The 22989-nt window shown below is 63.4% G+C and carries 22 protein-coding genes; 10 read left to right on the top strand and 12 right to left on the bottom strand.

Annotation, left to right across the window (positions count from 1 at the left end; genetic code table 11):
- Positions 1 to 10: 10 nt before the first annotated feature.
- Complete coding sequence (locus BG83_RS0106050) at positions 11 to 1021, top strand: inorganic phosphate transporter (RefSeq protein ID WP_024975885.1); 1011 nt, start codon at positions 11 to 13, stop codon at positions 1019 to 1021.
- A 78-nt stretch (positions 1022 to 1099) separates the two neighbouring features.
- On the opposite strand, the gene BG83_RS0106045 is transcribed toward BG83_RS0106050, so the two are convergent.
- From BG83_RS0106045 to BG83_RS0105990, 12 genes are all read right to left on the bottom strand, one after another.
- On the bottom strand, positions 1100 to 1849 hold the full coding sequence (locus tag BG83_RS0106045; protein ID WP_024975884.1) for a C40 family peptidase: 750 nt from the start codon (positions 1847 to 1849) through the stop codon (positions 1100 to 1102).
- Between the two features lie 141 nt (positions 1850 to 1990).
- Positions 1991 to 2416 (bottom strand): hypothetical protein, encoded by a 426-nt coding sequence (locus BG83_RS0106040; protein ID WP_024975883.1) that lies wholly within the window; start codon positions 2414 to 2416, stop codon positions 1991 to 1993.
- Between the two features lie 118 nt (positions 2417 to 2534).
- Complete coding sequence (locus BG83_RS0106035) at positions 2535 to 4262, bottom strand: PhoH family protein (RefSeq protein WP_024975882.1); 1728 nt, start codon at positions 4260 to 4262, stop codon at positions 2535 to 2537.
- A gap of 467 nt (positions 4263 to 4729) precedes the next feature.
- Positions 4730 to 5194: a peroxiredoxin gene (locus BG83_RS0106030; protein WP_024975881.1), complete on the bottom strand. Its 465-nt coding sequence runs from the start codon at positions 5192 to 5194 to the stop codon at positions 4730 to 4732.
- 96 nt (positions 5195 to 5290) lie between these two features.
- Complete coding sequence (locus tag BG83_RS0106025) at positions 5291 to 6184, bottom strand: 4-deoxy-4-formamido-L-arabinose-phosphoundecaprenol deformylase (RefSeq protein ID WP_024975880.1); 894 nt, start codon at positions 6182 to 6184, stop codon at positions 5291 to 5293.
- Between the two features lie 23 nt (positions 6185 to 6207).
- The gene (locus BG83_RS0106020) at positions 6208 to 7266 is read right to left on the bottom strand and encodes a bifunctional UDP-4-keto-pentose/UDP-xylose synthase (protein WP_024975879.1); all 1059 of its coding nucleotides are present in this window, start codon (positions 7264 to 7266) and stop codon (positions 6208 to 6210) included.
- 16 nt (positions 7267 to 7282) lie between these two features.
- Positions 7283 to 8224: a formyltransferase gene (locus tag BG83_RS0106015; RefSeq protein WP_024975878.1), complete on the bottom strand. Its 942-nt coding sequence runs from the start codon at positions 8222 to 8224 to the stop codon at positions 7283 to 7285.
- Positions 8221 to 9216, bottom strand: a complete 996-nt coding sequence (locus tag BG83_RS0106010) for a glycosyltransferase (protein ID WP_024975877.1) — start codon at positions 9214 to 9216, stop codon at positions 8221 to 8223. The genes BG83_RS0106015 and BG83_RS0106010 overlap by 4 nt, the downstream gene beginning before the upstream one ends.
- Positions 9217 to 9223: 7 nt before the next feature.
- Positions 9224 to 10384 (bottom strand): DegT/DnrJ/EryC1/StrS family aminotransferase, encoded by a 1161-nt coding sequence (locus BG83_RS0106005; protein ID WP_024975876.1) that lies wholly within the window; start codon positions 10382 to 10384, stop codon positions 9224 to 9226.
- Positions 10385 to 10424: 40 nt separating this feature from the next.
- Positions 10425 to 10796, bottom strand: a complete 372-nt coding sequence (locus tag BG83_RS0106000) for an SMR family transporter (protein WP_012761830.1) — start codon at positions 10794 to 10796, stop codon at positions 10425 to 10427.
- Between the two features lie 126 nt (positions 10797 to 10922).
- On the bottom strand, positions 10923 to 12593 hold the full coding sequence (locus BG83_RS0105995; RefSeq protein ID WP_024975875.1) for a glycosyltransferase family 39 protein: 1671 nt from the start codon (positions 12591 to 12593) through the stop codon (positions 10923 to 10925).
- 4 nt (positions 12594 to 12597) lie between these two features.
- Entirely contained in the window at positions 12598 to 12978 is a 381-nt protein-coding gene (locus BG83_RS0105990; protein WP_024975874.1) for an Mth938-like domain-containing protein, read from the bottom strand.
- Positions 12979 to 13274: 296 nt separating this feature from the next.
- Here BG83_RS0105990 and BG83_RS0105985 point away from each other — a divergent pair, with 296 nt between their 5' ends.
- From BG83_RS0105985 to BG83_RS0105945, 9 genes are all read left to right on the top strand, one after another.
- Positions 13275 to 14516 carry a pyridoxal phosphate-dependent aminotransferase gene (locus BG83_RS0105985; protein WP_024975873.1) on the top strand — a complete coding sequence of 414 codons (1242 nt, stop codon included), beginning with the start codon at positions 13275 to 13277 and terminating at the stop codon, positions 14514 to 14516.
- Between the two features lie 100 nt (positions 14517 to 14616).
- On the top strand, positions 14617 to 15936 hold the full coding sequence (locus BG83_RS0105980; RefSeq protein WP_024975872.1) for a homoserine dehydrogenase: 1320 nt from the start codon (positions 14617 to 14619) through the stop codon (positions 15934 to 15936).
- A gap of 15 nt (positions 15937 to 15951) precedes the next feature.
- Entirely contained in the window at positions 15952 to 17397 is a 1446-nt protein-coding gene (gene thrC, locus BG83_RS0105975) for a threonine synthase (protein ID WP_024975871.1), read from the top strand.
- A gap of 4 nt (positions 17398 to 17401) precedes the next feature.
- The gene (locus tag BG83_RS0105970; RefSeq protein WP_024975870.1) at positions 17402 to 18019 is read left to right on the top strand and encodes a uracil-DNA glycosylase family protein; all 618 of its coding nucleotides are present in this window, start codon (positions 17402 to 17404) and stop codon (positions 18017 to 18019) included.
- A gap of 81 nt (positions 18020 to 18100) precedes the next feature.
- A complete protein-coding gene (glp, locus tag BG83_RS0105965; protein ID WP_024975869.1) occupies positions 18101 to 19360 on the top strand; it encodes a gephyrin-like molybdotransferase Glp in 1260 nt (419 codons plus the stop codon).
- 12 nt (positions 19361 to 19372) lie between these two features.
- Complete coding sequence (gene moaD, locus BG83_RS0105960) at positions 19373 to 19630, top strand: molybdopterin converting factor subunit 1 (protein ID WP_024975868.1); 258 nt, start codon at positions 19373 to 19375, stop codon at positions 19628 to 19630.
- 16 nt (positions 19631 to 19646) lie between these two features.
- Entirely contained in the window at positions 19647 to 20168 is a 522-nt protein-coding gene (locus BG83_RS0105955; RefSeq protein WP_024975867.1) for a molybdenum cofactor biosynthesis protein MoaE, read from the top strand.
- A 15-nt stretch (positions 20169 to 20183) separates the two neighbouring features.
- Positions 20184 to 20564, top strand: coding sequence for a fluoride efflux transporter CrcB (gene crcB / locus BG83_RS0105950; RefSeq protein ID WP_024975866.1), 381 nt, complete (start codon positions 20184 to 20186; stop codon positions 20562 to 20564).
- A 146-nt stretch (positions 20565 to 20710) separates the two neighbouring features.
- Positions 20711 to 22888, top strand: coding sequence for a 3-hydroxybutyrate oligomer hydrolase family protein (locus BG83_RS0105945; protein ID WP_024975865.1), 2178 nt, complete (start codon positions 20711 to 20713; stop codon positions 22886 to 22888).
- Positions 22889 to 22989: the final 101 nt, after the last annotated feature.

The following is a 22989-nucleotide window of genomic DNA, read 5'->3' as shown; positions in this document are numbered from 1 at the left end:
CGACGCCCTCATGCATACGCTTCAGATCAGTCTCTGGGTGGTCGTTCTGCTGGTGGCGCTGGCCATCGTGTTCGACTTCATGAATGGCTTCCACGACGCGGCCAACTCCATTGCGACGGTGGTGTCGACCGGCGTGCTCAAGCCGCAGCAGGCGGTGGCGATGGCTGCAGCCTGCAACGTGATCGCCATTTTCATCTTCCACCTCAAGGTGGCAACTACGGTGGGGCGCGACACGATTGATCCGTCCATCGTTGATCATTACGTCATCTTTGGGGCGTTGGTCGGCGCCATCGCGTGGAACATCATCACGTGGTACTACGGCATTCCGTCCAGCTCGTCGCACGCGCTGATCGGCGGTTTGGTGGGCGCGGCTGTGGCCAAGTCGGGTACGGGCTCGCTGGTGGCCAGTGGATTGCTCAAGACGGTGGCGTTCATCCTGATTTCGCCGTTGCTGGGTTTTATTCTCGGCTCGCTGCTGATGGTGGCAGTGTCTTGGCTGTTCTTCCGAACGCCGCCATCCAAGGTGGACCGATGGTTCCGGCGCTTGCAACTGTTCTCGGCGTCGCTGTACAGCCTGGGCCACGGCGGCAACGATGCACAGAAGACGATCGGCATCATTTGGATGCTGCTGATTGCGGGCGGCTACGCATCGGCCACTGCAACTGAACCGCCGATCTGGGTCATCGTCTGTTGCTATGTGGCGATCGGTTTGGGTACGTTGCTGGGCGGCTGGCGGATCGTGCGCACGATGGGCCAGAAGATCACCAAGCTCAAGCCGGTCGGCGGTTTCTGCGCTGAAACCGGTGGGGCCATGACGCTGTTCTTGGCATCGGCGTTGGGTGTGCCAGTGTCGACGACGCATACCATCACCGGCGCCATCGTCGGTGTGGGGGCGGCGCAGAAGGCCTCTGCAGTGCGTTGGGGTGTGGCGGGCAACATCGTCTGGGCGTGGGTTTTGACGATTCCCGCATCAGCGTTCATGGCAGCCATTGCCTGGTGGATCGGACGACACGTGCTGTAAGGCGATCGCAGATCGTCTCCGGAAAAACGAAACGCCCACCAAACCGGTGGGCGTTTTGCATTGGGGGCGAGCGATGCGTTATTGCGTGGCGAAGCGCGCAATAGGGTCATCGTCGGCTGGCGGGATCGAAGCAGGCGGTACGCGCGTCGACATCAGGTTATCGGCCTGAACATCGCGTGCGCGGGCGAGGGTACCCAGCGGATCATCATCGATCCGACGGGCAGGGCTGGCAGGCGCCGGAGTCATCGGTGCGACGGTCGGTGCTGGTGCATCGGGCAGATTGCTCACGGCCACGACACGGCGCGCGCCCATGTAGCGGCTTGCCCAGTAAGACTTGGTCATGTCTTCCAGGCGTACCGTGCCGCCCGTGGCCGGTGCATGGACAAACCGGTTCTGGCCCACATAGATGCCCACGTGTGAATTTGGCTGGCCGGTCGTGTTGAAGAAGACGAGGTCGCCCGATGCAACGTCGCGACGATCCAGCGAGGAGCCTCGGCGGCCCATTTCGGCGGCGGTGCGGGGCAGGTTCACGGAAGCAGCGCGCTGCACGACGTAGCGCACAAGCCCGCTGCAATCAAATCCGCTGTCGGGCGTATTGCCGCCGTAGCGGTAGGGCGTGCCGACCAGCGCCATCGCCTCGATGGAGATTTCCTCCAGACCGGCGCTCGGATCGTGGATCGGGGTGCCGCGTGTGCGCAGGCCCGCGTCGCGCGAGGCGGTGGAGCGGGTCGGTGTTGACGAGCAGGCAGACAGCAGGCACACCAGCGCCAGCAGGGCGGCGCCCGCCAGTCGCGTGTTTCCGTGGGGAAAGCTGTGCTGCGTGAGCATGCGCCATCAGGAGAGTCCGGATAGCAAGCATGCTATGCGCGCCGCGTCAGAAAGCCAAACTGCGTGTTGGCGAGGCGCAACGCCAAGCGGGGCGCGGGTCTGCGGATTTTGCCCTGATGGCGTCGCGTTTTGCAGGCAGTTTTACCAGCGCAGTTGGACGCTGCGCCTGCTGCCGGTCTGCACCGTTGCGCGCTTGGTGGCGCCCTGGTATGTGGCGATGACGTTATAGCTGGCCGGTGGGGCCTTGATCAGGCAACGCGGGCCATCGGCGTGAAAGCTTGCGACCTCCTTGCCGTGTCGCGTGAGTTGTACGTCGACGTCGGCCAGATACTCGCCGCGCGCGCCTTGCGTGAACAGCAGAGACAGGTTGTAGTTGTGCGCTTCGCTGTTCAGCGCCTGTTGCTCGTCCTGTGCAACGCCGCCGCAGATGTAGCTGATCTGGCCGGCGGTCTTTGGCGTGAGGTTGTCGGCGAGTGCAATGGAGGCGCCGGCGGACAGCATCATCGCCAGCGCGGCCGACGTCAGGGTCAAACGCGATCGGGTCTGCAGGTTTTGCTGCATGGGCATCATTGGCCTCCATCGGGAAAAAGAGAGGTGCCCGACAAGCAGCAAAAAAAAGGCCACGCAATTGCGTGGCCTGATGGCACAACGGTTGGCGGCAGACAAATATGTCCCCGAGTGATTTTTACAACACGTCCGAGGCGTGATCTGCAAGCCGCGAGCGCTCGCCGCGCGCTAGCGTGATGTGTCCGCTATGGCTCCATCCCTTGAAGCGATCCACCACATAAGTCAGACCCGACGAACCTTCCGTCAGATATGGCGTGTCGATCTGCGCGATGTTCCCCAGGCAGACGATCTTGGTACCCGGACCCGCACGCGTGACCAGCGTCTTCATCTGCTTGGGTGTCAGGTTTTGCGCCTCGTCGATGATCAGGAACTTGTTGACGAAGGTGCGGCCGCGCATGAAGTTCATGCTCTTGACCTTGATGCGTGAGCGGATCAGCTCCTGCGTGGCCGCGCGGCCCCATTCACCGGCATTGTCATCGGATTTTTGCAGCACTTCGAGGTTGTCGTCGAAAGCGCCCATCCACGGCTGCATCTTTTCTTCTTCCGTGCCGGGCAGGAAGCCGATGTCTTCACCCACGGGCACCGTGGCGCGCGTGATGATGATCTCGTTGTAGAGCTTCTGATCCAGCACTTGCTCAAGGCCCGCCGCAAGTGCCAGCAGCGTCTTGCCCGTGCCGGCCTGACCGAGCAGCGAAACGAAGTCGACTTCCGGGTGCATTAGCAGGTTCAACGCGAAGTTCTGCTCGCGGTTGCGCGCTGTCACGCCCCAGACGTTGTTCTTCTGGTGCGTGTAGTCCTTGAGCGTCTGCAGCACAGCGGTTTTGCCGTTCAGCTCCTTGACCTGCGCATACAACGGCAGGCTGCCGTCATTCGGCTCCAGGAAGACAAACTGGTTGACCAGGAACGACGGCACCAGCGGTCCGGACAAGCGGTAGAACGTCGTGCCCGTCTTGGGGTCCTGCCAGCTCTCGATGTTCTTGCCGTGCTTCTGCCAGAAGTCCGTCGGCAGCGCCATGATGCCGCTGTAGAGCAGGTCGGTGTCTTCCAGTACGCGATCGTTGAAGTAGTCCTCCGCCGGCAGGCCGAGGGCGCGTGCCTTGATCCGCATGTTGATGTCTTTGGACACCAGCACGACCGATCGGTCCGGACGTTGCTGCTGCAATGCGGCCACCACACCAAGGATCTGGTTGTCCGCTTTGCCCTGCGGCAGGCCATCGGGCAGCTTGATGTCGTTCAGACGCGTCTGGAAGAACAGGCGCCCCTGCGCATCGCGGTTGCCGAGCTTGGCGAGCGGCAGGCCGTCGTCCATGACGCCATCGGTGCCAGCCACGAGCTGGTCGAGCGTGCGGCTGACCGTACGGGCATTGCGCGCGACTTCGCTCATGCCCTTCTTGTGATTGTCCAGCTCTTCCAACGTCATCATCGGCAGATAGACGTCGTGTTCTTCAAAACGGAAGAGCGATGTCGGATCGTGCATCAGGACGTTGGTGTCGAGCACGAACAGCTTGGCGGGGCCTTCATCGCGGCGGTCGCGGCGACGGGCAGCGGTTTCGGTCGATTTGCCGGTCGCGCTCACCTTATCGACAGCCTTGGCGAGGATGCCGGCGTGTTCGCGTGAGGCCTCTTTTGCCATGGGGGACGCTTCGCCCGAGCGGGCGCGGGCCGTGCTGGCTGCAGTGCGTTTAGGTTGCGCACGACCGGTTTCTGACAACGCCTCGCGCTCGAGCGCTGGCACCGGTTTTCGAGGTTCCTGACCCGCCTTCGGCTTTCCGGCTTTGCCGAAAGGCTTGAATTCAGCCGGGTCAAGCAATTGGGCTGGCTGGGTGGGCATGGTCGGCAGCGGCATGCTTCGATTACCTCTCTGGGTGGAACAACGACGAAACACCGTCCGCGCACATGGCGAGGCGGTGCTGGCGGAAAACGCGGTAAAACGGATGGGCGCGCCGCAGCGTTTGATGCGCGAACGACGGCCACAAAAAAGCCGCCATGACCTGCGGGAGGTTGGGCGGCCTAGGTGAACGCCACGACAAGCTGCACGATTCGGACGTTCTGCCCAGCCTGCTTGCCGGGAAAAACGCAGAAGCGGTATCAGACCAACTTGGCCGCCGGTACCGTCGTGGGCTATCGGAATGGCATCCGGATTTTGTACTCATCGGTTCCGACTGTATCGGAAGCTTTTGTGATTTGCAATCTGTCCCATGTGACGTGTGGTGCGTCGCAAACTGGTCACAACTGACGATGCGAAATCGACGGAAAAGCAAGCGCCAGGATGCTTCGCACGGCGTTTTCCCGACGGGTTGGTTCTACGTGCAGTTACAGCGCACGCGCCGCCGCGAGAACCTCATCCACATGGTTGGGCACTTTCACGCCGCGCCATTCCTTGCGCAGCACGCCCTTGCTGTCGATCAGGAATGTGCTGCGCTCAATGCCGCGTACGTCCTTGCCGTACATCTTCTTCATCTTGATCGTGTCAAAGATGTTGCAGACGGCTTCGTCGGCGTCGGAGATCAGCTCGAACGGCATCTCCAGTTTCGCCTTGAAGTTTTCGTGCGATTTCAGGCTGTCGCGCGAGATGCCGAACACCACGGCGCCGGCGGCTTCAAAGGCGTCGTATTGATCGCGGAAGTTCATTGCCTCGGTGGTGCAGCCAGGCGTGTTGTCCTTCGGATAGAAATACAGCACGACGATCTTGCCGCGCTGCGATGCAGGCGAGAACGTGATGCCGCTGGTTGCCGGTGCGGAGAAATCGGGAAGAGGCTGGTCGATCGTGACGGGCATGGTGTGTTCCGGAAAACCGCGAGGAGAGAGACGGGAAGCTCGTAGACGGGCAAATCTGAGATACCGCGCCCGTCGCCAAACCGGAGATCGGAAAGATCAGGCCGGCTGAACGATCAGGCTGCCGCTGCGGCCGGCAACTTCGCCCCATGTGACGGGCTGCACGGGCAGGGTACTGCGATCGAGCGTCGCGTAGTAATCGCCCATCGACCCTAGTCGATGGCCTTGCGCGCGCCAGCCTCGCAGCAACTCGCGGAAGATCGGGGCGAGTTTCTGCCCTTCAAGTTCTGCATGCAAGGTAAATACCTGGTCGCGGTCGGACTCGGTCATCTTCAGGATGTGCCAGGCGACGTTGTCGAGGGTGATGTCTTCCACGCCGATCAGCTCGTCCAGTGTGGGTAGCGTGGTCGGCAATTGCACGTGGTTCAGCGCTTTGCCATCAACGCTCGGGATGTACGGATGCGTGCCCCGGCCATCGGAGGCGTAGGCCATGCCCCAGTTGTCAATCTGGCGGAACGCGTGGTCGTTCATCTGCCAGCCGGCGGCGCCGTGCGTCACGGGTGGCTTGCCGAATACCTGGACGAAGCGCGCGTGGGCGGCAGTCATTTGGCGGGCGGTCCAGCCGGCATCGCGCTGGCGGACATTGTCTTGCCAGAGCACGTGGTCCCAGGTGTGGATGCCGGTTTCGAAGCCTGCCTCGGCGATGGCGCGCATTTCGGCTGCGGCTTTGCGGCCGATATCGGGGCCGGGCAGCAGCACGCCGTACATCAGCGTACGAAAGCCGTAGTGCTCGACGACTGAGGTGCGGGAAACCTTTTTGAGGAAGCCGGGGCGAAAGGCCCGGCGCAGCGCCCAGCCGGTGTGATCCGGGCCGAGGCTGAAGAGGAAGGTCGCGCCCGCCTCGTGCTCGCGCAGCATGCGCGCGAGGTTGGGCACACCCTCGCGGGTGCCGCGCAGGGTGTCGACGTCAATCTTGAGGACGATGAGAGCCATGAACCTGCGCGGGGGTGTTGCTTTTACTTGTTACCGTTGCCGTCTTCGACCAGGCTGCGGGCTTCAGCCACGTGCGTGCGATACGCTTCGAAGATATTCGCCAGCGCGTCCTTCATCACGGTGGTCGGCTTCCAGCCGAGGTCTTCCATGGTGTTGGCGATCTTCGGCACGCGGTTCTGCACGTCCTGATAGCCGGCGCCGTAGTAGGCGCCAGACGTCGTTTCCACCAGTTGGACCTGCTTGGCAGTGTCCTTGTACTCGTCGATCTTGGCGGCTTGTTCCAACATCATGTTGGCCAGCTCGCGCACCGAGTAGTTGTTCGACGGGTTGCCGATGTTGTAGATCTTGCCCGAGGCCACGCCGTCCTTGTTGGCAATAATGCGCACCAGCGCGTCGATGCCGTCATCGATATACGTGAAGGCGCGCTTCTGGCTGCCGCCGTCGACGAGCTTGATGTTCTCGCCGCGCACGATGTGGCCGAGGAACTGCGTCACAACGCGCGACGAACCTTCCTTCGGGGTGTAGATCGAGTCGAGGCCCGGGCCGATCCAGTTGAACGGACGGAACAGCGTGAAGTTCAGCCCTTCCATGCCGTAACCCCAGATCACGCGGTCCATCAATTGCTTCGAGCATGCGTAGATCCAGCGCGGCTTGTTGATCGGGCCGTAGATCAGCGACGAGGCTTCCGGATCGAATTCCGAATCGCCGCACATGCCGTAGACCTCGGAGGTCGACGGGAAGACCAGGTGCTTGCCGTACTTGGCAGCCGAGCGAACGATCGGCAGGTTGGCTTCAAAGTCCAGCTCGAACACGCGCAGCGGGTCTTTGACGTAGGTCGACGGCGTGGCGATGGCCACCAGCGGCAGGATCACGTCGCACTTCTTCACGTGATACTCGACCCATTCCTTGTTGATGGTGATGTCACCCTCAAAGAAGTGCATGCGCGGGTGGTTGACCAGGTCGCCCAGACGCTCGGTCTGCATGTCCATGCCATAGACCTCCCAATCGGTGGTCTCCAGGATGCGCTTGGACAGGTGGTGGCCGATGAAGCCGTTGACGCCGAGGATCAGTACTTTTTTCATGAAGGCAAACTCAAGATCAGGAGAGGGCGAGCTGGCTGGCGAGCTGCTGCGCGGTCACGACAGACGTTCCGCTGGCAGCTTGGGGCTCGACACGCCAGAGCTCGTGGATGGCGATGGCTCCCCCATCGCCGCACACGCCGAACATCGCATTATCCACGACGTGCAAGCCCGGCGGCAAATTCGTAAAGGTTTGATGCGCCAAGCGGGCTCGCGCGACAACGTAGCGTTCGCTGCCGGCGTCCGTAAAGGCACCGGGGTAGGGCGGCGCCACGGCACGGATCAGGTTATAGACCTGCTGGGCCGGCTTGGACCAGTCGATGCGGCCGTCTTCGGGCTTGCGGCCACCGAAATAGCTGCCGTTGGCCAGCACGTTGGGGTGCTGCGGAATGTGCCCGGCAATCATCGCGGGAAGCGCGCGCCATAGGGTTTGCTCGGCCGCCACGGTGGCCTTTTCGAACACTTCGTGCGAGGTGTCGTCCGGCAGGATCGGCACGATGGTCTGGTCGACGATGTAACCGGCATCCGGCTTTTCGACCATTTCGTGCAGGGTGGCGCCGGTTTCGGTCTCGCCGTGCAGCACCGCCCAGTTGATGGGCACGCGGCCGCGGTACTTGGGCAACAGTGAACCGTGCATGTTGAACGCGCCGAATTTGGCGAGGCTCAACAGGTGCATCGGGATCATGTGCCGGTAATAGAACGAAAAGATGAAGTCCGGCGCAATGGTTGCAATGCGGGCGTGCAGGTCTTCACCGTTTGCATTATCCGGCGTGATGTACGGGATACCGAGTTCCTGTGCGGTGGCACGCACGCTGCCGAACCAGATGTTCTCGGCGACGTTGTCCTCGTGCGTGACAACGAGTTCGACCTGAATGCCACGCGCAGCCAGCACGCGCAGGCAGCGTACGCCGACGTTGTGATACGCGAAAACGACCGCGCGCCGCTTGAGCCCGGAACTCATGCAACACCCCGCTGCGAGCCTGTCTTCAGATCGGCAGCACCGGCTTCATGCAGGTGCGGCGTCTCTTCCAGCACACCCTGCACTAGATAGCGCGGGCGTTCGCGCACCTGTTGATAGATGCGGCCGATGTATTCGCCCAGCAGGCCAATGCCAAACAGCAGCACGCCCATCAAGAAGAACGTGATGGCGAACAGCGTGAATACGCCCTGGACTTCCGCGCCCAGGATGAAGCGCCGCACCACCAGCAGGATGAACAGCACGGCAGAGGCAAACGACAACAGCATCCCGATCGCCGAAAACCATTGCAGCGGCACGACGGAAAAGCCCGTCACCAGGTCGAAATTCAGGCGCACGAGCTTGTACAGCGAGTACTTCGACTCACCCGCAAAGCGTTCTTCGTGGTCGACTTCGATTTCGGTCGGGTTCTTGCTGAACGTGTAGGCCAGTGCCGGGATGAAGGTGTTGACTTCGCGGCAGCGGTTGATGGTGTCGACGATGGTCCGGTTGTATGCGCGCAGCATGCAGCCCTGGTCGGTCATCTTGATGTGCGTGATGCGCTCGCGCAGCGAGTTCATCGCACGCGATGCGGTGCGGCGGAACCAGCTGTCCTGGCGCACGCGACGGATGGTGCCGACGTAGTCGTAGCCTTCGTCGAGCTTTTCCACCAGGCGGCCGATTTCTTCCGGCGGATTCTGCAGGTCGGCATCGAGCGTGACGACGCGTTCGCCGCGCGCATGTTCAAAGCCGGCCAGGATGGCCATGTGCTGGCCATAGTTGCCGTTGAATAGCACCACGCGCGTGCTGTCTGGGCGCGCGCGGAACTGCTCAGCCAGCATGGCGGCGGAGCGGTCGCGGCTGCCGTCGTTGACGAACACGACTTCATACAAAATGCCGAGCGCGTCGAGCGCGGGATACAGACGCGCAAACAGCGCGGCGAGCCCGTCTTCTTCGTTGTAAACAGGAATGACGACCGAGAGAGCGGGTGTCTTCATTATTGGATTATTGGTACTGGGCGCAAAGTTGGCGGACCGCGCTGACCACGCGATCCACATCGGAATCTTCCATGCCGGCAAACATCGGCAGCGTAACGATGGCACGGCCAATGCGCTCGGCCACCGGGAACATGCCCGGCTTCCAGCCGAGTTCGCGGTAGAGCTTGAACAGGTGGATGGGCGGATAGTGCACGCCCGCGCCGATGCCCAGCGCCTTCAAGCCAGCCATGAAGCCAGCGCGATCGACCTTCAGACGATCCAGCGGCAGCACGATCTGGAACATGTGCCAGTTGGTGTGCGTGAAGTTCTCTACCGGCAGCTCGACGCCGAACGACTCGATGTCGGCGGCGCGCATGCCGGCAAAATAGCGGCGTGCCAGTGCGGCGCGGCGTGCAGTGACGACTTCCAACTGAGCGAACTGACCCAGGCCGATCGCGGCATTCACGTCGGTCAAATTGAACTTGCCGCCCACCAGGTCGACTTCCATGCCGTCGAAGCCGGTGCGCACGACGCCTTGCAGGCGATATTTCTCGGCCAGCACGGCTTCTTCGGGCGTGTTCAGCACCAGCGCGCCGCCTTCGATGGTCGTGATGTTCTTGTTGGCCTGGAAGCTGAAGCTGACCAGGTCGCCGATCTGGCCGATGCGCTTGTCGCCCCAGCGCGAACCGATGGCCTGCGCGGCGTCTTCCACCACGCGCAGCTTGTGGCGGCGAGCGATGTCGTAGAGGCGATCCATGTCGACGGGCAGGCCCGACAGATAGACCGGAATGATGGCCTTGGTGCGCGGCGTGATGGCGACCTCGACCTTGTCCAGATCGATGTTGCGCGTCACCGGGTCGATGTCGACGAAGACTGGCTTGGCGCCGACCGTCAGCACCACGTTGGACGTGGCGACCCACGAGATCGGCGTGGTAATCACCTCATCGCCAGGGCCGATGCCCGCGATGCGCAGCGCGACTTCCATCGTAGCCGTGCCGTTGGCGAATGTGCGGACGATGCGGCCGCCAAAGTATTCCGACAGCGCGGCTTCGAATGCCGCGACCTTGGGCCCCGAGGTAATCCAGCCCGAGCGCAGCACGTCGGCCACGGCGGCGATGGTCGCTTCGTCAATGGTCGGGCGCACGAAGGGCAGGAAGGGAAGCTCGGCAGTGGCGGTGGTTTGCGTCATGACTTGAATGAGGTTGGGTGCCGGGTGTGGGCGGATCGGCTCACGAGCGAGCCAGCACAAGTACGCCGACGAGAATGATCGCGATGCCGATCAGGCGCTGCACCGTCAGCACTTCGCCAAACAGATACCACGCCAGGAAGGCGTTGACCACGTAGCCCAGCGAGAGCATCGGATACGCGATGGTCACATCCACGCGCGACAGGCCGAGAATCCACACCACCACCGAGATGACGTAGCACGACAAGCCGCCAATTATGGGCCACTGCGTTGCAAGCTTGATGCCGATCGGCAGGATGTTGTCGGCCGAAAACGCAAAGCGGCCGATGTTATTGACGCCCGCCTTGAGCAGCAGCTGAGCGCAGGCATTGAGCATGACGCCCGTCAGGATCAGCCCGAAAGTGACCAGATTCATGTGTTCTTTTGATGTTTTACAGACTGCGGCGGTTTCCCCGTGCGGATGTTCTTAATCCAGCCGCCGGGCCGCATGTTACGACAATTCCGCTTGCGCGCCCCTTTCGACAATCCGTGGTGGTGAAACCTAGTTGCGCCGGACGATCACACGGCGGGCATCGCGGGCAATCACCACCATCGGTACGCCCTGGGCTGCCAGCCGGTCATAGGTGCCCGGTCCCATCATGGCGACGGCCTGACCGCCGGCTTTCCAGCGCGCCACGAACGCTTCGGTGGTCGGCACCCACTTGGCCGGCTCCTGTTGGACGCCAAAGGCCAGTTCATCAGGCTCCTGCACCATGATGGTGGGCCGGCCGAGGTAAAACGGCATTGTATGGTCCAGACGCTCGACCGCATAGAACGGCACGTCGGGCTTGAGCCACTGCTTGACGGCCGGCACGAGATCGATACCCGACATGGAGCGCCCGAATGCTTCATGGCCGAGCATGGCCGCTGCAAATGTCAGGAACCATGCGCACGCAAATGCGGCCACGCTCTCGAAGCGCCGGTCCGCCAAGCGAAGTGCCAGCCACGTGAACCCGGCTCCCGCCACGAACGCCACAGCCAGGAACATCGCAAATCGGGAAAACACGGCGTTCGGGTACATATCCGACGACATGGTCGCCACGTAACCGCTGGCCGCCAGACCAGCCAGCGCCAGCACCAGGAAGCCCTTGAGTTGCCAGCGCCACGCGCGCTCGCTGGTGTGGTCGAGCACCAGGGCCGCCAGAATCGCCAGCGCTGGGATGATCGGGAAGATATAGCCCGGCAGCTTCGAGTCCGAAATGCTAAAAAACGCGAAGATCAGGATGGCCCACAGGCCGAGCATGAGCGTGGGGCGGAAACCGTTACTGGCGGTTTCACCTCGGGCAAGCGTCAGGCGTGCAGCGCCGGGCAATTGAGCAAGCCACGGGAGGAACCCGGCCACCAGCAATGGCACGAAGTACCAAAGCGGCGCGTTTCGGTTATGCACGGTCGACGTGAAACGCTGGAAATGCTCGTGCACGAAGAAGAACCACGCGAATTCCGGGTTGCGCATCGAGATCAGCACGAACCACGGCGCGCCGACGGCGAAGAAGATGATCAGCCCGCTGACCAGATGCAATCGTTTCCACAGGGCCCAGTCGCGCGCGACTAAGGTATACACCACCAGCACAAAGCCCGGCAGGACCACGCCGATGAGGCCCTTGCTCAGCACCGCGAGCGCCATTGATGCCCAGCAGGCCCACATCCAGCCGCGTTGTTGAGCGCGCGTGGCATCCGGATGCTGCGCGAGCAGTAGCGCACCCAGCGCCATCGTCATGCAGCCGGCCACGCCCATGTCGAGCGAATTGAAGTGCGAGCCCACGTTCCAGAGAGGGGCGCTCACCAGCACCAGCCCGCTGATGACCGCCGTCCGCTTGCCCCACCAGCGCGCGGCCGCCAGCATCGTGAAAACAATGCCGACGATACCCGAGAGCGCCGTGAAGAGCCTCGCCTGCCAGTCGCCGATGCCAAACAACGTGTAGGCGAGTGCGGTCCCCCACATTTGCAGCGGCGGCTTCTCGAAATACTTCAGGGCGTTGTAACGGATGGTCACCCAGTCGCCGGAGGAGAACATCTCGCGTGCGATCTCGGCGTAGCGGCCTTCGTCGGTGGGGATCAGGTGCCGGTAGCCCAGCGTGCCGAGCCAGACGGCCAGGAACGCAGCAGCCAGCAGCCACAGCGACGCATTGCGCCAGGGAAGGGTGGGCGCTTGAGCAGTGCGGTCGATCGGCATGCGTTCAGGCACGCTCGATCAGCAGGGCGGCGGCCACTTTGCGGCCTTCCAGCATCAGGATGTTGTACGTGCGGCCGGCGGCCTGCAGGTCCATGGCGTCTACGCCGATGCGCTTTTCTGTGAGCGGCACCGTCAGCCGCGGGTGCGGGAAGCGCAGCTTGTTGCCGGAGCCGAAGATCACCACTTCGGCCCCCAGTTCGAGCACGCGGGCGAAATGCTCGGGCGTCAGATCCTCAAAGCGCGACACATCCCACTGCACCACGGCGCCCTCGGGCATCACCAGCACCGAGTGCTCGTAGCGCACCTTGTTGATTTCGATATAGCCGTCGCCATAGCCGGTAACGGTATTGAGAATGGTCGACGAATCGGATGAATGGAGCTTCAAGGTGGGAATCCCATCGGGCGCGATGACTGCGGCGCATACGGCGGCACGCTGGCAAAGGCGCTAGGTTTCAGACTTCGGACAGGTTTCGCTGCGTTGCAAAAATGCCCGCCTAAGTCTGTCATAATGGGCTAAATTATATCTTTTTCTCTCCTTCGCCCGCCGCGCCACAAGCGATGTCCGGCAAGGAATAGCGTAGCGGCGCCTGCCGCTGTGTGGCGTTACCGTCGCCGCTTTGCTGCGCCACAGAATGCCCCGTAGTTCCAGCCCGTCCAACGTCGCCACTCGCCGCCTTGCCCGTGAAAACGATCCAGAAATCCGCCAAGCTCAACAACGTCTGCTATGACATTCGCGGCCCCGTGCTCGAGAAGGCCAAGCAGATGGAAGAAGAGGGCCACAAGATCATCAAGCTGAATATCGGCAACCTGGCCGTGTTCGGTTTCGATGCCCCTGAAGAGATCCAGCAGGACATGATCCGCAACCTGCCAAATTCGGCGGCGTATTCGGATTCCAAGGGCATCTTCGCGGCGCGCAAGGCAGTGATGCACTACACGCAAGAGCAGGGCATCAAGAACGTCACGCTGGAAGACATCTATCTGGGCAATGGCGCCTCGGAGCTGATCTCGCTGGCCACCAACGCGCTGCTCGATGCCGGTGACGAGCTGCTGCTGCCGGCGCCCGACTACCCGTTGTGGACCGCCGTGGCCAGCCTCTCGGGCGGCACGCCGGTGCACTACACCTGCGACGAAGCCAACGGCTGGATGCCGGACCTGGACGACATCCGCGCCAAGATCACGCCGAACACCAAGGGCATCGTCGTCATCAACCCGAACAATCCGACCGGCGCGCTGTATTCGGACGAGCTGCTGCTGGGCATCGTCGCCATCGCGCGCGAACACGGCCTGGTGATCTTCGCCGATGAGGTGTACGACAAGGTTCTGTTCGACGACAACAAGCACACCGCGATCGGCTCGCTGTCGGAAGACGTGCTGACCGTGACGTTCAACAGCCTGTCGAAGAGCTACCGCTCGTGCGGGTACCGCGCGGGGTGGATGGTCGTGTCCGGTGACAAGCGCCCGGCCAAGGACTACATCGAAGGCCTGAACATGCTGTCGTCGATGCGCCTGTGCGCCAACGTGCCGGGGCAGTGGGCCATCCAGACCGCGCTGGGCGGCTACCAGAGCATCAAAGACCTGGTGGCACCGGGCGGTCGCATGCGCCGTCAGCGTGATCTTGCGCACGAGCTGATCACCGCCATCCCTGGCGTGACCTGCGTCAAGCCCAAGGCTGCGCTGTATATGTTCCCGCGCCTGGACCCGGCGGTGTATCCCATCGAAGACGATCAGACTTTCATCCGCCAGCTGCTGGAGGAAGAACGCGTGCTTCTGGTGCAGGGCACCGGCTTCAACTGGCACTCGCCGGACCACTTCCGCATCGTCTTCCTGCCACACGAAGACGATCTTCGTGAAGCGATCGGCCGAATTTCGCGCTTCCTGGAGCGGTACCGTCAGCGTCACGGTACTGGCATCCGGGCCGCATAAACTCGGTCTTCCGCCAGATCAGTAACTGCGGGGCAGACCGAAGTGTCTGCCCTGTGTGTTTTTTGCTTCTCCGCTTTTTCGTTTCTTTACGACACGTCTCATGAATCCCATCAAGATCGGCCTGCTCGGGCTCGGTACCGTCGGTGGCGGTACCCTCAAGGTTCTGCAACGGAACCAGGAAGAAATCCGCCGTCGCGCGGGTCGCGGCATCGAAGTCGCCATGATTGCCGTGCGCAATCTCGACCGCGCCCGCGCCATCGTGCAGGAAGCCGGGGCGACCGTGCCCGTGGTGAACGATCCGTTTGCGATTGTGGATTCGCCCGAGATCGATATCGTCGTGGAACTGATCGGCGGCTATGACCTGACGCGTGAGCTGGTGCTGCGCGCCATCGCCAACGGCAAGCATGTTGTCACTGCCAACAAGGCGCTGCTGGCCCTGCATGGCAACGAGATTTTCAAGGCTGCCCAGGACAAGGGCGTGATGGTGGCGTTCGAGGCCGCCGTCGCCGGCGGCATCCCCATCATCAAGGCTCTGCGCGAAGGCCTGACAGCCAACCGCATCGAGTGGATCGCCGGCATCATCAACGGCACCACGAACTTCATCCTGACCGAGATGCGCGACAAGGGTCTGGACTTTGATACGGTGCTCAAGGAAGCCCAGCGCCTGGGCTACGCCGAAGCCGATCCGACCTTCGACATCGAAGGCTTTGACGCCGCGCACAAGCTCACACTCATGAGCGCCATCGCCTTTGGCGTGCCGATCCAGTTTGAACGCGCGTATGTGGAAGGCATCACCAAGCTGGAAGCCGTTGACATTCGCTACGCCGAAGAACTCGGCTATCGCATCAAGCTGCTTGGCATTACGCGTCGTACCGAGGCCGGCATCGAACTGCGGGTGCATCCGACGCTCGTGCCGACCAAGCGCCTGATCGCCAATGTCGAAGGCGCGATGAATGCCGTGGTCGTCAACGGCGATGCCGTGGGCCCGACGCTGTACTACGGCAAGGGCGCAGGCGCCGAGCCGACCGCTTCGGCCGTCGTCGCCGATCTGGTGGATGTGACGCGCCTGCACACGGCCGACCCGGAACACCGCGTGCCGCATCTGGCGTTCCAGCCGGACGCGCTGTCCGACACGCCGGTGCTGCCGATCGACGAAGTGCGCTCAAGCTATTACCTGCGCATGCGCGTGGCCGATGAAACCGGCGTCCTGGCCGACATCACGCGCATCCTGGCCGAAGGCGGCATCTCGATCGACGCCATGCTGCAGAAGGAATCGCGCGAAGGCGAGCCGCAGACCGACATCATCATGCTGTCGCACGTGACCGTGGAAAAGCGCGTGAACGCCGCCATCGCCGCCATCGAAGCGCTGCCGACCGTGCTGTCGAAGGTCACGCGCATCCGCATGGAAGAACTGAACTAAGCGCAGGACATGAGCATGCAATACCGATCGACCCGCGGCCACGCAGAGCCGCAGAGCTTCTCCCGCATCCTGCTGGGCGGCCTGGCGCCGGACGGCGGCCTGTACCTGCCTGAGCAGTACCCGCAGGTCAGCGTTGATGAGCTGACCCGCTGGCGCGACCTGCCGTACGCCGACCTCGCGTTCGAAATCCTGCGCAAGTTCGCCACCGACATTCCCGAAGACGATCTGCGAGCACTGACGCGCCGCACCTATACGCCCGAGGTGTACGGCAACGCGCGCGCCGGCGACAACACTGCCGACATCACGCCCCTGCACAAGCTGGGCGAGGAAGGCGGCACGTCGCTCTCGCTGCTGTGCCTGTCCAACGGCCCGACGCTGGCCTTCAAGGACATGGCGATGCAGCTGCTGGGCAACCTGTTCGAATACGCACTTGACCGTGAACATGCCGAGTTGAACATCCTGGGCGCCACCTCGGGCGACACGGGCAGCGCCGCCGAATACGCCATGCGCGGCAAGCGCGGCGTTCGCGTGTTCATGCTGAGCCCGCACCGCAAGATGAGCGCGTTCCAGACCGCGCAGATGTTCAGCCTGCAAGACAAGAACATCTTCAACATCGCCATCGAAGGCGTGTTCGACGACGCGCAGGACATTGTCAAGGCAGTGTCGAACGATCTCGAATACAAGGCCCGCCAGAAGATCGGTACGGTCAATTCGATCAACTGGGCGCGTGTCGTCGCCCAGGTCGTCTACTACTTCAAGGGCTACCTGCTGGCGGCCCCGAAGATTGGCGACAAGGTTTCGTTCTGCGTGCCATCGGGCAACTTCGGCAACGTCTGCGCCGGCCACATCGCGCGCATGATGGGTTTGCCGATCGACAAGCTGGTCGTTGCCACCAACGAGAACGACGTGCTCGACGAATTCTTCCGCACCGGCACGTACCGCGTGCGTTCGGCCGCGCAGACGTATCACACGTCCAGTCCCAGCATGGACATCAGCAAGGCGTCAAACTTCGAGCGCTTCGTGTTCGACCTGCTGGATCGTGATCCTGCACGCCTGGCCCAGCTCTTCCGCGACGTGGACGAAAAGGGTGGTTTCTCGATGACGGGCAAGCCGGAGTTCGATCGCATCGCCGAGTTCGGCTTTGTCTCGGGCCGCAGCTCGCACGCAGACCGCGTCGATACGATTCGCGACGTGTTTGCCACCTACGGCACGATGATCGACACCCACACCGCCGACGGCGTGAAAGTGGCGCGCGAAAACCTGACGCCGGGCGTGCCGATGGTGGTGCTGGAAACGGCGCTGCCGGCCAAGTTCGGCGACACCATTCGCGAAGCGCTTGACCGCGAGCCGGAGCGTCCGGCTGGCTACGCTGATATCGAATCGCTGCCGCAGCGCTTCGAAGTCATGCCGGCCGACGCTGACCGTATCAAGGGCTACATCGCCCAGCACACCGGTCTCTAAAACGATGGAAGCAGTGCCGGATGACGTAGCCGGGGCAGCGTTCGAGCGCTGCCTGCACGACATCCGCGCCTGCCGCGAGTGCAAGGGCGCATTGGCGCACGAGCCTCGTCCGGTGGTCGTGGCGGACCGCCGCGCCCGCGTCCTGATTATCGGGCAGGCGCCCGGCCGCATCGTCCACGAAACCGGTATCCCCTGGAACGACCGCTCGGGCGACCGCCTGCGCCAGTGGTTGCAGATCTCATACGACGATTTCTACGTTGACAGGCGCATCGCCGTGGTGCCGATGGGCTTCTGCTTTCCCGGCACCGGCGCGAATGGCGATTTGCCGCCGCGCCCCGAATGCGCGCCCAAATGGCACTGGCCGCTGTTGACGGCGATGTCCGATGTGAGGCTCGCGCTGCTGGTGGGCACCTATGCCCAGCGCAATTACCTCGACGTGCCGCGCGACTGGTCGCTGACGGACGTGGTGCGTAATGGGCCCGTGCAGGACGCCGACGGCCGAGTGCTGTTTCCGCTGCCGCATCCGAGCCCGCGCAATCTGGCCTGGTTCAAACACAACCCGTGGTTTGACGCGCACATCGTGCCGGCACTGCGGGCCGCGCTGGCCCGCGCATTCGCTTGATACGCCGGCGCTGATGCATGGCATCGGCCTGGAACCGATACAATCGAAATCTCCTTTCCGATTTCGTTTTCCCATTCCCGCATGTCCGCCAACGATGCTCCCGCCGTCAAACCGTCCTTGCTGACGCTCGATGCGGCGCTGTCGCAACTGCTTGCCGCAGTGCGCGCCTTGCACGAGACCGAAACTGTGTCGACGTTGCACGCCAACGGGCGCGTCCTCGCGCAGGCCGTTCGCAGCAGCTTGAATGTGCCGCCTGCCGACAACACGCAGATGGACGGATACGCCGTGCGCGCCGCCGACATCACCGGGCCGGGCGTGCGCCTGAAGGTGGCCCAGCGCATTCCGGCTGGCTATGTCGGTCAGCCGCTCAATGCGGGCGAGGCGGCGCGTATCTTTACCGGCGCGCTGATCCCGCCGGGCGCGGATGCGGTGGTCATGCAGGAACAATGCAAGGCTGACCCGGACACGGGCACCGTCACCATCGACCACGTGCCTGAATCCGGCGAGTGGATCCGCCGCGCCGGCGAGGATATTGCCGACGGTGCCGAGATCCTGCCGCGCGGCACGCGTCTCGGTCCGCAGCAACTCGGCTTGGCAGCTTCGGTCGGTTGCGCCAATCTGCACGTGGTGCGCCGTCCGCGCGTGGCCGTGTTCTTTACCGGCGACGAGCTTGCCATGCCCGGCGAGCCGCTCAAGCCCGGTGCGATCTACAACTCCAACCGCTTCACGCTGCGCGCGCTGTTGGAAAACCTCGGCTGCGACATCACCGATTTCGGCATCGTGCCCGACACGCTGCAAGCCACGCGCGACACACTGCGCGAAGCGGCCGAGGAGCACGACCTCATCATCACCTCCGGCGGCGTGTCGGTGGGCGAGGAAGACCACATCAAGCCCGCAGTGGAAGCCGAAGGGCGCCTGAACCTATGGCAGATCGCCATCAAGCCGGGCAAGCCGCTGGCTTTTGGCGAGGTGCGCCGGCCCGAAGGCATGGTGGGTGGCCCCACCGCGTTTTTCATCGGCCTGCCGGGCAACCCGGTGTCGAGCTTCGTCACCTTCCTGCTGTTCGTGCGGCCGCTCATCCTGCGTCTGCAGGGCGTGTCCGACGTGGCCCCGAAGCGCATCCCGATGCGGGCCGACTTTGCGCTGCCGAAGGGCGATCGCCGCAACGAGTTTCTGCGTGCGCGTATCAACGCCAACGGCGGGCTGGACCTGTTTCCCAATCAAAGCTCGGGCGTGCTGACCTCCACCGTATGGGGCGATGGCCTGATCGACAACCCGCCCAACCAGCCGATTGCGCAGGGCGATATGGTCAGCTTCCTGCCGTTCGCGGGTCTGGTGTAAGGAGCGATGGCCATGCAGATTGAGCTTCGTTTCTTTGCCAGCGTGCGTGAGCAACTCGGAACCTCACAGGAGCAGGTGGTCGTGCCGGAGGCCGTGCGCACCGTGGGCGATGTGCGCCGCTGGCTGGCGCAGCGCGGTCCGGTCTGGGGCGAAACCCTGGCCGAAGGCCGTGCGCTGCGCATGGCGGTGAACCACCAGATCGTGCCGGCCGATACCGCTGTGCATGACGGCTGCGAAGTCGCATTCTTCCCGCCAGTGACCGGCGGCTGAACGGAGCAGAGCAACCATGTCCGTCCGTGTGCAGGAAGCCGACTTTGACCTCGGCGCCGAGATTGCAGCGCTGCGTGCCGGCCGCCCGAACATTGGTGCAGTGGCCAGCTTCATTGGCACCGTGCGCGATATCAACGATGGCACCGGTGTGTCGGAGATGGAGCTGGAGCACTATCCCGGCATGACTGAAAAGGCGCTCGCCGACATCGTCAGCGCGGCTATGCAACGCTGGGAGCTGATTGACGCGCTCGTCATCCACCGCGTGGGCAAGCTCAAGCCGCAAGACCAGATCGTGCTGGTGGCGGTGGCCTCCAAGCACCGCGGCGACTCCTTTGCCGCGTGCGAATTCATCATGGATTACCTCAAGAGCGAGGCGCCGTTCTGGAAGAAGGAGCAGACGCCCGAGGGCGCGCGCTGGGTCGATGCACGCGTCACGGACGACAAGGCGCTCGCCCGCTGGGGCATTGCGACCACCAACGCCGGGGCAAACACGGCCAATCAGCCTGGCGCATCGGCGCAACCCAACGACTACGAATAACAAGGACGCGACCGCATGAGCGGAATGGGCATTCTGGCAGTTGGGGTGGGCGCTGCGCTGGGAGCCTGGTTGCGCTGGGCGTTCGCCATCTTGTGGAACGCCATCAATCCGGCCTTGCCGTACGGCACGCTGGCAGCCAATCTGGTGGGAGGCTATCTGATCGGCGTTGCGGTGGGTTTTTTCGATACGCACGCGGGGCTGCCGCCGGAATGGCGTTTGCTCGTCATCACCGGTTTTCTGGGCGGTCTCACGACGTTCTCGACGTTTTCCAGCGAGGTTGTCGCCAACATCCTGGCCGGCGACCACCTGATGGGCGCGCTGCATATCGTGGCGCATCTCGGGGGCTCGCTGTTCCTGACCATGCTGGGTCTCTGGACGGTACGCACGTTCAGTTGATCGCAAGGCCGATCACGCAAATTGAATTGCGAATGAGAAGTTTGGTTCACATACTGGTAGTGCCTGCGGTGGCGTAGGGACGTGCAGTATCGGAGGCCGCCGCAGGTTGCTTTGTGTTGTTCCATCCATAACGAGAAGGAGACGCAATGAAACCAACCCGAACGGCGCGCCTGCGACGGCACGTCTTCGCAAGCAACCTCATCGCGGCCGGTGCCGTGCTGCTGGCCGGCTGCGGTGTGCTGAGCGCTTGCGGCGGCAGCAATGATGGCAACAACGTGCCGGGCAATACCAAGCCGGCCTTTGCCGGCAAGGTGACCATCAACCGGTACGACGGCGTGTCCGACGATCTGTTGACCGCCGGCCTGGGCGCAAGCGGCCTGGCTTCGGCCACCGCGCCGACCATCGCCAACCCGGCAGCGCCCACGGCAGCTGAGCTGCGTCGCCTGGCGATCTATGCCAACTACCGTGCGCTGGTCGACACGGCAGCCAAGGGCGGCTACGGCACGCTTTATGGCCCGAACGTCGATGCCAGCGGCAACGTCACACAGGGCTCCGGCATGATCGCTGGGACGGAATACGTGACGTACTCCGACGACGGCACAGGCCAGCAGAACGTGGTGCTGCTCGTGCAGATTCCGGACAGCTTCGACGCCAACAACCCCTGCATCATCACCGCCACCTCGTCGGGCTCGCGCGGCATCTACGGCGCGATTTCCACCGGCGAGTGGGGCCTCAAGCGCAAGTGCGCCGTTGCCTATACCGACAAGGGCACAGGTGCCGGCCCGCACGATCTGGCTACCGACACCGTCGCCCTGCAGGACGGCACGCGCACCACGCGCAGCGCAGCCGGGTCCAACGCGCACTTTGCCGCGCCGCTCACTAGCAGCCAGTTGTCCGCTTTCAATGCCGCCACGCCGAACCGGCTGGCGTTCAAGCACGCGCATTCGCAGCGCAACCCCGAGAAGGATTGGGGTCTGTTCACGCTGCAGGCCGTGCAGTTCGCGTTCTGGGCGATCAACGACAAGATCGCGGGAGCCAGTGGTGCGCTCATTGGCAGCGCGTTGCCGGTGCGTCCGGACAACACCATCGTCATCGCGTCGAGCATCTCGAACGGCGGCGGCGCGGCCATTGCGGCTGCCGAGCAGGACACCGGCGGGTGGATCGACGGGGTGGCCGTCGGCGAGCCTGGCCTGAACCTGCCGCCCAATACCGGTGTGCAGGTGGTGCGCGGTGGCACGACGCTGCCGACGACCGGCAAGCCCCTCTTCGACTACGTGAGCTACGCCAATGTGTTCCGGCTCTGCGCGGCGTCGTCTGCGAGCGTTGCCACCGCACCGGCGCAGGCGTTCTTTACGAGCCTCACGACGTTCCCGGCTGGCGCGCAGGCTAATCGCTGCGCAGCGCTCAAGGCGGCCGGGCTGCTGACGTCCACCACGGCGGCTGCCCAGGCTGACGAAGCCCTGCAGAAGATGCGCGCCTATGGCTGGGAGCCCGAGTCGGACCTCGTGCACGCGTCGATGTCGTTCTACGAGATCGACCCATCGGTGGCGACCACGTTTGGCAACGCACTCTCGCGCGCCAGCGTGATCGACAACCTGTGCGGGCTGAGCTTCGCGGCAACTGACGCGTCGTTCCATCCGACGGCGGTGAACGCCACGGCGCTCGCGCAGATGGCGGCGCTTGGCAACGGCATTCCGCCCACCTCCGGCGTGCAGCTCGTCAACAACAACGCGCAGGGCGGCCCGACGCGCAGCAACCAGTCGGTGGACTCGACCGGCACGCAGGCCGCCAACCTCGATGGCGCGCTGTGCCTGCGCAACCTGCTGACAGGCGCCGATGCCGCCTCCCAATCGCTGCAGACGGGGATCAGCCAGACGCTGCGCACGGGCAATCTGCAGGGCAAGCCCGCGCTGATCGTGCAGGGCCGCAATGACGCGCTACTGCCGGTCAACCATGGCTCTCGGCCGTATCTGGGGCTGAACGCCAAGGTGGAGGGCGGCTCGAGCAAGCTGTCGTACATCGAGGTGATGAACGCGCAGCATTTCGACGGCTTTATCGACCTTGTGCCCGGCTATGACGCGCTGTTCGTGCCGCTGGTGCTGTATGAGCAGCGCGCGCTGGACGCCATGTACGCGAACCTGAAGAACGGCACGCCGTTGCCGCCGTCGCAGGTGGTGCGTACGACCCCGCGCGGTGGCACGCCCGGTGCCGCACCGGCCATCAATGCGGCAAACGTGCCGAACTTCACCAGCACGCCAGCCGCGGGCGACCGCATCTCGGTGAGCGTGTCGGGCGGTGTGGCGACGGTATCGGTGCCCAACTGATGCGCTAGCCGGGACGGTTTTGACGCACTTGGGACGGCGGCGTGGCCAGCAGGCGCGCCGCCGTTTGTTCTGGCGCAAATCTGCATCAAAACTCGCGTTTC

Origin of the sequence: Ralstonia pickettii, assembly GCF_000607165.1 — a bacterium.
In the GTDB taxonomy this organism is placed as follows: domain Bacteria; phylum Pseudomonadota; class Gammaproteobacteria; order Burkholderiales; family Burkholderiaceae; genus Ralstonia; species Ralstonia holmesii.
The sequence above is the reverse complement of the archived record's forward strand: the minus strand, read 5'-3'. Positions and strand labels throughout refer to the sequence as shown.